This window comes from Cohnella sp., assembly GCF_041641335.1.
In the GTDB taxonomy this organism is placed as follows: Bacteria; Bacillota; Bacilli; order Paenibacillales; family Paenibacillaceae; genus Cohnella.
This window is the reverse complement of the sequence record NZ_JBEPYQ010000151.1, coordinates 1-10,686: the sequence shown is the minus strand read 5'-3', so window position 1 is coordinate 10,686 and position 10,686 is coordinate 1. Positions and strand designations below refer to the sequence as shown.

Genomic DNA, 10,686 nt, shown 5'->3' with positions numbered 1-10,686 from the left:
CTGACGTACCGGCTCCTTCCGTTCTCCGGTCCATTCCGGCCGGAGGAGATGGCGCGCGTCGGGTTCGAAGCTTCGCTGCCGATTCAGCAGTTTCCGGCTTACGTTTGCCCGGAGGCAGCGGAAGGAACTTTGTTGGAGGTATCCGGCGAAGGCGTTGCCGCGACCTACGTCAAAGCCGCCGACGACGGAGACGGCATCGTCGTCCGGCTGCAGCATATTCGGGGCGCATCGGTCGGTGAGGCCGCGCCATACGCGCTCAGAGTGCCGGGCGCAGCCATCGCTCGCGCTTTCCGCGTGAACGTGTTGGAAGAGAACGTGGAGGCGCTGGAGGCGACGGGGGGAGAAATTCGCGGCGTTCTGGAAGCCGGCGGGCTTTCCGCTGTCCGAATCTCCTTCGCCGCTTCCACATAACCCAAAACGGTTGGCCGGGTCTTTTATCCCCGCCAACCGTTTTTTGCATCGTACGACGAATGCCTGGGTCAGAACATCTCCATCTGCTCCTTCAGCTTTTTGAGGAATTGCCCCGGAGGCTCGCCCATTTCAGCTTTGAACACGGTCGTGAAATAGTGCACCGTCTCGAAGCCGGTTTCCTCCGCTATCCGCTTGATCGACCAGTCTGTCGTCGTGAGCAGCGACACGGCCTGCCGGATTCGTTCTTTCCGGACGTAAGCGGAATACGACTGGCCCAGCTCTTCGCCGAATAAGCGGGAGAGATGGCGCGAAGACACGTGCAAGTAATCGGCGACCGTCGAGAGCGTCAGCTCTTGGGCCAGATTGTCGCGAATATACAGCTTCGCCCGGTGCACCAGCGTGGACGAGGAATTGGGAACGGGCGCGGTTTTGGCCGGTCCCTTCTGATCCGAGAATACGCTTTCGAAAGACGTCATCAGAGCGCGGGCCAGCCCGAGAATGCCTTCCTCGAGAAAATGCCGCGAAGCGGCCACCTGCTGCAGCAAGGCGAGCCAGATCAGCACCGAGGGACAGTTCTCCGCGTTTCGGAGGAAGAAGGTGCGGGATTTCTCCAAATTCCGAAATCTTCTAAGCCCCTCTTTGGAGGACTCCGCCGGAATGAGTTCGAAAGCGACGAACACGATGTATAAGCCATCGTCGCTGACGATCTGATGCTTCAGATGAGGCCGCGACATAAACAGCGTGCCCGGCCCGATCGGCAGCCGATGCGTGCCTTCCTCATAGGCTCCGTTTCCGTCGATCACATAACAAATTTCGAAAAAGGAATGTTTGTGAACGTGGTTCGTGTAGAGCTTCTTTTCGCCGCCCCAATAGTGGACGTAGAAGGAGAGCTCCGAGCCGCTCAGATTCGCGGCGTAGTCGTTAAGTACGGCATTGAAGTGATTCAAATCCTGCTGCGTGAATTCCATTGTTGAACACCATCCGTTACCTTCATCTTAACGAAGGAGGCATCCGAAAGCAACGGAAGACGTTGATCTCCGCCGCCGGTTTCTGTCCATTTTTTATAAAACGCCGTCTCTTCTCTGAAAAGACGCGAGAACGCTTCCAGCCTAAGATGAAGAGGAGAACAAGAACGAACAGGGGGACGACGGAGTGGCATTGTACGATAAGGAACCGATCGTCAAGATCGACGGATGGAGACGGGAAGCATGGGCCGGTTACGGTCCGATTGCCGCCAGGCTGGCCGAGGAGGCGGGCAAGCGGAACAAAACGGTGATCGTCGTGGAGTGTTATCCGGCCGTTCGCGTCGACGAGATCGTCCACGGCCTTCGCGGTTTGAATCCAGCCGGGGTTTTCCTGGCGGAGGATGCGGCTCTGGATGCCGAACGTCTGCAGGCCAAGCTGGAGCGTTACTTAACGGACGACCGGGTATTCGGTTACCTGGCGCAGTTTACGATAGACGAATTTTACGACCCGGAGCAGTTAAGCGCAATGTCCGCCCGGGTACGGGAGATCGAAGAGGGAGTCGTGATCGTCATCGGATTCGGTGCTTCCCTTGTCGCTGAAGGCGATGTGCTCGTCTACGCCGACCTTGCGCGCTGGGAGATCCAGCAGCGTTACCGCAGCAAGGAGTTCGGCAACTGGCGGGCAAGCAACGAAGACGAGGATATTCTCAGAAAATACAAGCGGGGATTTTTCATCGAGTGGCGGACGGCGGATCAATTGAAACGATCGCTGCTGGACCGGGCGGATTACTATCTCGATACGAACCGGAAGGACGATCCCCGGATGGTGACGGGGGCGGCGCTGTTCGCCGGCATCCGCGAAACCGCGCGCAGGCCGTTCCGCCTCGTTCCGTACTTCGACCCCGGCGTCTGGGGCGGGCATTGGCTGGAGGAGAACATCGGCCTCGAGCCGCGTGACAATCCTTACGCATGGGGCTTCGACGGCGTACCGGAAGAAAACAGCCTTTATTTCCAGTACGACGAGCTGCGCCTCGAGCTGCCTTCCTTAAACGTCGTGTTCTTCGAACCGAGGGCGCTGCTGGGAGAGCGGGTATACGCGCGCTTCGGAGCGGAGTTTCCGATCCGATTCGACTTCCTGGATACGATCGGCGGACAGAACCTGAGCTTGCAGGTGCATCCGCTGACGGATTATATCAAGCAGCATTTCGGCATGAGCTACACGCAGGACGAGAGCTATTACATTTTGGAGGCCAAGGAAGGCGGAACGGTGTATCTGGGGTTAAAAGAAGACGTCGATCCCGAGAGCATGATCGCCGATCTGGAGCGGGCGCAGCAAGGCGGCTTCACCTTCCCAGCCGAACGCCACGTCAACGAGTTCGCTGCCCGCAAGCATGATCACTTCCTGATTCCGGCCGGAACCGTCCACTGCTCCTGCACGGACACGATGGTGCTCGAGATCAGCGCGACGCCGTACATTTTCACGTTTAAGCTGTGGGACTGGGACAGGCTGGGATTGGACGGCAAGCCTCGTCCGGTGCATCTGGAGCACGGCAAGCGCAACATCCAGTGGGATCGCAGGACCGAATGGGTAAAAAGCAATCTGATCGATCGAACGGAGCGGGTCGCGGACGGAGACGGCTGGACGGAGGAACGGACAGGGTTGCACGAGCTGGAATTTATCGAGACCCGGCGCCACTGGTTCACGGGCAAAGTGCCGCATCATACGAACGGCGGCGTTCAGATGCTGAACCTGGTCGAAGGGGAAGAAGCGGTCGTCGAAAGTCCGAACGGCGCGTTCGAACCCTTCGTCGTCCGCTACGCCGAGACGTTCGTCATTCCCGCGGCGGTCGGAGAGTATACGATCAGCCCGACCGCCCGCAGCGAAGGAACCCGACTGGCGACGATCAAAGCCTACGTGAGAACCTGAATCGAGCGGTAAGCGGGGGAATGCTGCATGAACATCGCCATTGACTTCGGCGGAACGAACATTAAAATCGGATTAATAGACGAAGGAAGAGTGACAGTCAAAGCGAGCATTCCGGCCTATTCGGAGCAGGGGCTGGCCGCGCGCCTTCCGGAGGTCGAGCAGACCGTCGAAGAGCTGCTGCGGGAGAACGGCTTGTCTCTCCCGGCGTGCCGGGGCGTCGGATTGGCTCTGCCCGGCATCGTGGACGCGGACAATCGAGCGCTTCTGTCGATTAACGATAAATACCCGGACGGGATCGGCTTCGATTTCCGCCGGTGGGTGGAGAACGCCTTCGCTCTGCCGTTCGTCATGGAGAACGATGCGCGCGCCGCCTTGCTCGGCGAAGCGGCATACGGCGTGGCGCGCGGTACGAAGGATTCGGTGCTGATGATGTTCGGCACCGGCATCGGAACGGCCGCCATCATGAACGGAGCGATCGTTCGGGGCAGGCATTACCAAGCTGGCATTCTCGGCGGGCATCTGGCGACGGACATTCACGGCGAGAAATGCGCCTGCGGTAACGTCGGATGCATGGAAGCCCAGGCCAGCCACTGGGCGCTCGGCATCCGGGCGAGCCGAATGCCCGGCTTCTCCGACAGTCCGCTGGCGAATCGTCCGGGAGCGCTGGGATATGAGGAAGTGATCGCGGCCGGCGAGCAAGGAGAAGACTGGGCGCGCAGACTGGTGGACAGCTTGCTTGAGCACTGGAGCGCGGGCATCGTCAACCTGATCCATGCTTACGATCCCGAAGTCGTCGTGCTCAGCGGAGGGCTGATGAAATCCGCCGACCGGGTGCTGCCTCGCGTCATCGAAAGAACGTTGGCGTCCGCCTGGACGCCGTGGGGAGCGCCGAGGTTCGCCGTGGCGAAGGACCCGGAGACGTCGGTACTGCTCGGTTTGTCGCATTTGGCGGATTCGAACGATCCTCATCGGAAAGGGTGACGCGAGATTGGAAAAGCGGGCGAACGGCTCCTATTTGACGGAGGGTCCCTCTTCGTGGACGATTTTGCAGCAAGAAGCGGATGGATATGCAGAACTGACGCTGCGCGGAATCTGGCATGCGGAAGGAGACTATGATATGGCGCGAGCCCAAGTGTATGCACGAGTCGTTCGAGAGGACGACGGACGACTCGTGCTGACTTGGACGCCTGGCGTAATGGAAGAAGGGCGGAGATGGACGGCGTCGCTGCGCGTTCCAGCAGGAGGACTGTATCGGGTCGAGACCTGCCTTCGCGTCCGGCAAGACGATCCGGCGATGGAGTGGCCGATGCGCGGCGACATGATCCATCATCTCGGCGTCGGAGATCTTTGGATCATCGCCGGGCAGAGCAACGCGGCCGGATACGGGAAAGGGCCTTGCGACGACCGGCCGGAGCCGGGCGTCCATATGCTGCGATTGAACGGTCAATGGGACATGGCCAGCCACCCGTTGAACGATCCGACCGACACGTTGTTCGCTCCCAACCGGGAGTGGTCGAATCCCGGGCATTCGCCGTTTCTCTTGTTCGGGAAGCGGCTGAAGGCTGAGCTCGGCTATCCGATCGGCCTCATTCCGGCCGCGCTCGGAGGATCGCACCTGCGCAGTTGGAACCCGGAGGAGCAGGGCGAGCTGTACCGGAACAAGCTCGAGATTGCGGCTGCCGCCGGCGGTCGGCTGAAGGGCCTGCTCTGGTATCAGGGATGTTCGGACGCAAACATGCCGGAGACCGACGAATCCGCGACCTATCTGGAGCGGTTCGGAGCGTTCGTGCGTCATTTGAGGGAAGATTTCGCGGACGACAGCTTGCCCGTTCTTACCGTCCAACTGAACCGCTTGATCGGCTGGGAAACCGGAGACGAACTGGATCGCTGCTGGGGGCGCGTGAGAGAAGCCCAGAAGGAGGCGGCGGAAAGGCTGCCCGGCGTATACGTCGTTCCTTCGCTGGATTGCGGGGTGTGCGACAACATTCACAACGGCCCCGACGGCAACCGCCTCATCGGGGAACGCTTAGCTGCCACAGCTCTTGGCGGAGTTTACGAAAGACGCGGCTACGAGCGTTACCGTGCTCCTCGCGCCTCGGCCGCTTCTATTCGCCAGAGCGGGGAAACAGGCGCGTTCGAAATCGTTATTCGCTTCTCGGATGTCTCCGGGCGGCTGCTCGCACACACGAAGGAGGAGGTTTTCACGGCGGAAGACGAACGCGGCCGGATTGAAGTGGCCGAATGGCGCGTAAGCGGAGAGGCCGAGATCGTCCTCGCATTATCGAGAGAACCGTCGGGAGAGACGTTCGTTCACGGCGCCTACGAAACCAATCCCGCCTACTACGTTCCGATCGACGACGAGTCGCGGCTGCCTATGCTGGCTTTCTATGGCCTGCGGGCGGAGTGAGGCGGGTATCCGATTCTACCGTTTGGGCAATCCTGTTGATAGATTGCGATAACGGGAGGAATCGGAAATGCATGCCATGTGGAAAGGCACGATCCAAATCGCCAAAGTCCAGATCCCTATCAAGCTGTACGCGGCGACCGAAGACAAGGAGATTGCGCTCAAGACGACTCATGCGGCCTGCGGCGGCGCTCTGTCTCACCTAAAGTATTGCAGGGCCTGCGATGCGAAAGTCGAGCCGGAGGACGTACGCAAGGCGTACGATCTGGGCGGGGGCAATTACGTAGAACTGACCGAGGAGGAACTAAGCGGGATTGCGCCTGCGGTTTCCAAAACGGTATTCATCGAACAATTCGCCGACGAATCCGACATTGACCGCATCCGCTTGAAGAAGCATTACTACGTAGGAACCGACGAGCTTGGAGAAGAAACGTTCAGGCTGCTTCACGCCGGTATGCTTCGGGGCAGAAAAGTCGGGATCGGCTACGTTACACTCAGATCCGCGCAGAGTCTCGCCGCTTTATGGCCGACGGCGGAGGGACTTGTCCTCTCTACGATGCTCTATGAAGACGAGGTTCGGCCGATGGAGAGAATCGCCAACGCCGGCAATCGCCTGCTCGCTCATATTTCGGAGGATCATCTGTTCGTTTTCTCCCGGTTGATTGAGGCCATGACTTCCCCGTTCGTCGGCGCGAAGTACCCGAACAGACATGATGAGGCGCTGCGGGCTCTGCTCGAAAATAAAATGACAAAGCTCTCTCCTCAGCGACGGATTCAGGAAGAGCCGCCATTGCGGCGTGAAACCCATCTCGGGGATCTGTTGTCCAACCTGACCGCCAGCCTGGAAATGGCTAAAAGCGGCGGCGACTCTTTCGCTTCTTCGGGGGACGACGCTCTCCCTCACTGACCCTTCCGATTCACATCGGATTTTCGGTTGCCGAGCCTCCCCCTCCCGAAACGCATCGGATTTTCGCGCTTATGGCCATTATCCCCGCGACTCAGGAAAGCAGATTGGAATGGGGAAAATGTGATCCGGGAATGCGAATGTATGCCGGGAAACGTGGCTCAGGGAAAGTGGATGGAAACAGAGAAACGTGGCTCAGGGAAAGCGGAATGAAACAGAGAAACGTGGCTCAGGAAGCGAAATGGAAACAGAGAAATGCGATTCAGGAAAGTCGATTGGAAGCCAAGAGACGTGACCCAGGAATGAGAATTGGAAACAAAGAGACGTGGCTCAGGAAAGCGAATGGACACGGATAAATGCGGCGCAGAAAAGAGAAATGCAGGCGGAGAAAGGGACGGACGGTTTTTGAATGATTTAGAACGTATAAAATTCGCTGTAATTTTCGGAGCATTTTCGACAATAACGCTATTCTGCGTCAAGAGGACGCCGAAGGCGTTTTTTGTTTGGACGGGTGGTACGGAAGCGGAATTAGCAGGCTTCGCGCAGCAGTTTCTCGTACGCAATTTTGCGTTGGGCAGATTGATCTTCGCGTTGGATCAAATCAGGATAAGTCAACGTGGGAGTTGCGGCGCTATGGGTCAACAGTATTTGAAAAGAATCGGTCTTTCGTTGAAGCTGATTATAACCGAAGCAGTATTGATCCAGATAGGATTGGAGATGCTTGGGTCCAATTCCGCTAAATGTCCAGTTGATCCAGTTGGAAGCATTCGAAGCAATCTCAAGAAGCGGTCTGTATCTGTGAATGCTGAATTCCTGAATGACGACGGTGACGTCGGCTTTCGCGGAATCGATATGTTTTTGGACGAAGTCGTGACTACCCCGAGAGGTAATTCGATCTTGAATGAGATGGTCGTCGGGAACCTGCTTGATCTTGAGATAGGTGATTCCAATCTCCGCGCAGACCGTTCCGCCCAAAATCAGAGGCTGCTTCTGAGGATGGCGGTAAACCGTTGGATTGTAGGGACGACCGTATTTTCCATAATTGACCTTTACCAGTCCGGAAAGCAGCTCTTGGGAATCGCAGGCGGACATGGCATGACGAATCTTGTGACAGATCAGCCATGCGGTCTTGTAAGTGGTACCGATAACGGAAGCCAGGCGGGATGCGCTGATTCCTTGCGGACGGGCATGGAGAAACAGAGCCTGAAACCAAAGCGTCAGTGGCGTCCGGCTGCCCTCCATGATCGTGCCGACGATCAATGAAGTTTGGCGGCGGCAGGCGCGGCATTCATATAAGGGCAATCTGCGGGTGCGGAGTTCGTAGCATTCTCGGTGCCCGCAGCTGGGACAATTGAACCCGTCAGGCCAACGCGCGTGAAACAAAGCCTCGGCGCATACGGCTTCTGTGGCGTAGCGAGTGCGAAATTGTTCGAACGTCATTTCGTTAGGCATGGGAACCACCACCGTTTTCATTGGCGATTAAACGTTATCGTCAGGAAGAGAAGTCATTTCATTAAGAACGTATGTTCCTATTATAATTCATATTTGGATTTTTTACAATATTTTATATAAAAAAAATTCGTGAAATGGAAGTGGGTTGATCGCATTTCGATTATAGGATCGGGAAGCGAACGGAATCCGGAAATTCGAGCGATTTCTGAGGGAAAGGGATAATGGCCATAAGGGTGAAAAAGACAGTAATGAAGGCGAAAAAGACGGTAATGGAGGCGAAGCAAAAAAGACGGTAATGGAGGCAAAAGAAGGTAGTGAGGATGGAAAGACGTATTTGGGGTGGAAAAGACGGTAATTAGGGTGAAAAGTGAGAGGGAACGGGACGCGCAGGACATAGGAACTGAGTCGAGGGGATAGTGGCCGTAGGAGAAAAAAGGAGGGAAAGAGGGGCGCCGAATCTTAACGGATTCTGAGCCAAAGGGATAGTGAGCATAAGCAGCCGAGTGGGAGGGAAAGGCAGCCGAGAGAGGAAGGAGGACGTTGGCGTATAAGCGGGAGCGGAAAGGGGGCGTCGAAAAACCACGAACAATAGAGAAAGAGCGACCATACGGAAGCAAAGTTCAGGAATTCCTCCCATTTTCCAATAAAACTGAATTATCTGAATATTTAACTTGTTGTAAAGATAGGCTATAATAAAGACAGCAACAAACCAGCAAGCAAACGAGTTAGCAAGGAGCTACGACAAGGCAGATTGTCCTGCTTCAGGCGAATTTCAGGTGACCAAACGGCGTCTTGCAGCAACTCTTAAGACGGTCCGGCTCACCCCCAAATCTCGCTCGCCTGAACTGACAATATACACGACGGGAAGAAGGGAGAATCATCCGATGACGTAGCGAAAGGCGAAGCGTGCCAGCATACCTCCCGGCATGCGGGTATCCGAAAGCAAGGGATTTAAGCGACACATAAGCAAGAAGAACGTGAATGGTTACATGCCAAGCATGTTCGGGCAACATTATTCTGAAGCGCATGCAGTGCATGTATCGGAGGTTAGGACGAGTACAAATGAATAGCTTACCGCAACGCTAGCCTCGGCCATGTAGATGCATGGTCGGGGCTTTGGCGTTTTAAACGGCACAGGTTAGCGGTGAAGCGTAATGCGGAGAAGCTTGTCGTTGGCCGGAGTCCGGGTGTAGTCTTCGAGCGTGTAGCTGATGCGGGAGGCTCCAGACTGGGCGTTGAAGGCTTTTTTGAGGTCCGAAGTCACGGTAGCCCCTTTCGTGTAACGGACGACGAGCGCGGATTCGCCGTTGTCGGCGGCAGCGCGGATTTGTTCCGTCAGCTCGGAGACGTTGGAAGCGGTATACTCGTCTTCCAAATAAGCGTAACCCATCAAGCCGTGCAGCTGACGGTAGAAGCCCGCTTTGCTCCCGCCTTTCTTGGCGAGATCGGAGACGACTTGACCGTAATCGGTCGAGGCGGCGGGATATCCGTCCGAGGCGGACCATTTGTGATCGACCCGGATTTGGGCATCGGTCAGATTGTAGTACCCGTATTGCACTTTACCGACGGCGTCCGGCACGGGATCGTTCCAGGTCGTGTCGAGATGGTACCACTTTCCGTCGATCCGCACGAGATTCCACGTATGGGCTCTTCCTCTCGAAGTCCCTTCCGCAATCCGCACGGGCACCCCCGCCTGCTTCATCATTTCGTACGTAAGCAAGGCGTAACCTTGGCATACCGTCGATCCGTCGATTAACCCGTCGAAGGCGGAGTGGGAGACAAGGCGGGTGTCGTAGGCCAAATTCGCGACGACCCAGTCGTGAACGGTTTTGACCTTCTGATGATCGTTCATGCCGGGGGTTACGATTCTTTTGATAATGGACGCAACCTGTCTGCGCACTTCGGCGGTCTGCGCCAGCGACTCCCAATAAGTAAAGCTGAAGTCGATCGTCGCGGAATTCCCTTTGATCGCCGCCTTATATTTGTAGGTCTTCACGATATAGTGCAAGTAGTCGTCGGAACGGATGGCGGCTTCGAGGACGTCTTTGATTTCTTGCTTGAGCGTGGCGTTTTTGCTGCCGACGAATTTCAATTGGATTGAGCTCTTCCGCTGGCCGATAGCGGTTACGAGATCTTGCTGCATCCGCGCCTGGGGCGTTGCGCCGTCCGCGGCGTGAACGATCTGGAGCGAGCTGCAGCCCGCCGTCAACAGCAGAATGCCCAACAAGAGCGAGGAAGAGACCAAAGCTTTGAGTTTGTCGTTCATATTCGTCGTGTCCTCTCTCTCGTACCGCGGGGCAGCGCGCGAGGGCGGCCGTATTTTCCCGGACGGTTATATTCGTAATATAGCATACCGTTCGTTAAGCCGTACATCCTTATTCCGGAGGCGGACGATTTATGATTGTCTCCAGGTTTTGCGGTATGCGAGCGGGGTCATCGTCTCCCGGTCGCGGAATAAATTGATAAAGTGGCTGACGTTGTCCACGCCGACGGACAAAGCGATCTCCGCCACGGGCATGTCGGTGAAGCGAAGCAGCTCCTTGGCTCGGGTGATCCTCGTATGGATCAAGTATTCGTTCGGGGAGAAGCCGGTGTAGCATTTGAATTCCTTGGACAGGTGATA

Annotated in this window: 9 protein-coding genes; 5 read left to right on the top strand and 4 right to left on the bottom strand. The window is 56.7% G+C overall.

Translation table 11 applies throughout. The features are described from left to right. Positions 1–411: glycosyl hydrolase-related protein (locus tag ACESLM_RS29555; protein WP_372638099.1), on the top strand; the 411-nt coding region annotated here is incomplete at its 5' end. Positions 412–479: 68 nt separating this feature from the next. Here the strand turns inward: ACESLM_RS29555 and ACESLM_RS29550 are convergent. Then, positions 480–1,379: an AraC family transcriptional regulator gene (locus ACESLM_RS29550; protein WP_372638096.1), complete on the bottom strand. Its 900-nt coding sequence runs from the start codon at positions 1,377–1,379 to the stop codon at positions 480–482. Positions 1,380–1,563: 184 nt separating this feature from the next. Between ACESLM_RS29550 and ACESLM_RS29545 the strand changes: the two genes are divergently transcribed. The 4 genes from ACESLM_RS29545 to ku all read left to right on the top strand — a co-directional run bounded on the left by ACESLM_RS29545 (position 1,564) and on the right by ku (position 6,614). Then, complete coding sequence (locus ACESLM_RS29545) at positions 1,564–3,303, top strand: class I mannose-6-phosphate isomerase (RefSeq protein WP_372638093.1); 1,740 nt, start codon at positions 1,564–1,566, stop codon at positions 3,301–3,303. 27 nt (positions 3,304–3,330) lie between these two features. After that, positions 3,331–4,284, top strand: coding sequence for an ROK family protein (locus tag ACESLM_RS29540; RefSeq protein ID WP_372638090.1), 954 nt, complete (start codon positions 3,331–3,333; stop codon positions 4,282–4,284). A gap of 7 nt (positions 4,285–4,291) precedes the next feature. Continuing rightward, positions 4,292–5,710, top strand: coding sequence for a sialate O-acetylesterase (locus ACESLM_RS29535; protein ID WP_372638087.1), 1,419 nt, complete (start codon positions 4,292–4,294; stop codon positions 5,708–5,710). Positions 5,711–5,777: 67 nt separating this feature from the next. After that, positions 5,778–6,614 carry a non-homologous end joining protein Ku gene (gene ku, locus ACESLM_RS29530; protein WP_372638085.1) on the top strand — a complete coding sequence of 279 codons (837 nt, stop codon included), beginning with the start codon at positions 5,778–5,780 and terminating at the stop codon, positions 6,612–6,614. Positions 6,615–7,139: 525 nt separating this feature from the next. Here ku and ACESLM_RS29525 read toward each other — a convergent pair. The 3 genes from ACESLM_RS29525 to ACESLM_RS29515 form a co-directional block, all read right to left on the bottom strand. After that, positions 7,140–8,063: a transposase gene (locus ACESLM_RS29525; RefSeq protein ID WP_372638082.1), complete on the bottom strand. Its 924-nt coding sequence runs from the start codon at positions 8,061–8,063 to the stop codon at positions 7,140–7,142. Positions 8,064–9,201: 1,138 nt separating this feature from the next. Next, the gene (locus tag ACESLM_RS29520) at positions 9,202–10,329 is read right to left on the bottom strand and encodes a transglutaminase domain-containing protein (protein ID WP_372638079.1); all 1,128 of its coding nucleotides are present in this window, start codon (positions 10,327–10,329) and stop codon (positions 9,202–9,204) included. A gap of 129 nt (positions 10,330–10,458) precedes the next feature. After that, the coding region (locus tag ACESLM_RS29515; protein ID WP_372638075.1) for a helix-turn-helix transcriptional regulator at positions 10,459–10,686 on the bottom strand (228 nt) is incomplete at its 5' end.

Excerpts from the sequence above, each read along its gene's own strand:
- ACESLM_RS29550 (WP_372638096.1), bottom strand. The coding sequence starts at position 1,379 with ATGGAATTCACGCAGCAGGATTTGAATCACTTCAATGCCGTACTTAAC.
- ku (WP_372638085.1), top strand. The coding sequence starts at position 5,778 with ATGCATGCCATGTGGAAAGGCACGATCCAAATCGCCAAAGTCCAGATC.
- ACESLM_RS29540 (WP_372638090.1), top strand. The coding sequence starts at position 3,331 with ATGAACATCGCCATTGACTTCGGCGGAACGAACATTAAAATCGGATTA.
- ACESLM_RS29520 (WP_372638079.1), bottom strand. The coding sequence starts at position 10,329 with ATGAACGACAAACTCAAAGCTTTGGTCTCTTCCTCGCTCTTGTTGGGC.
- ACESLM_RS29525 (WP_372638082.1), bottom strand. The coding sequence starts at position 8,063 with ATGCCTAACGAAATGACGTTCGAACAATTTCGCACTCGCTACGCCACA.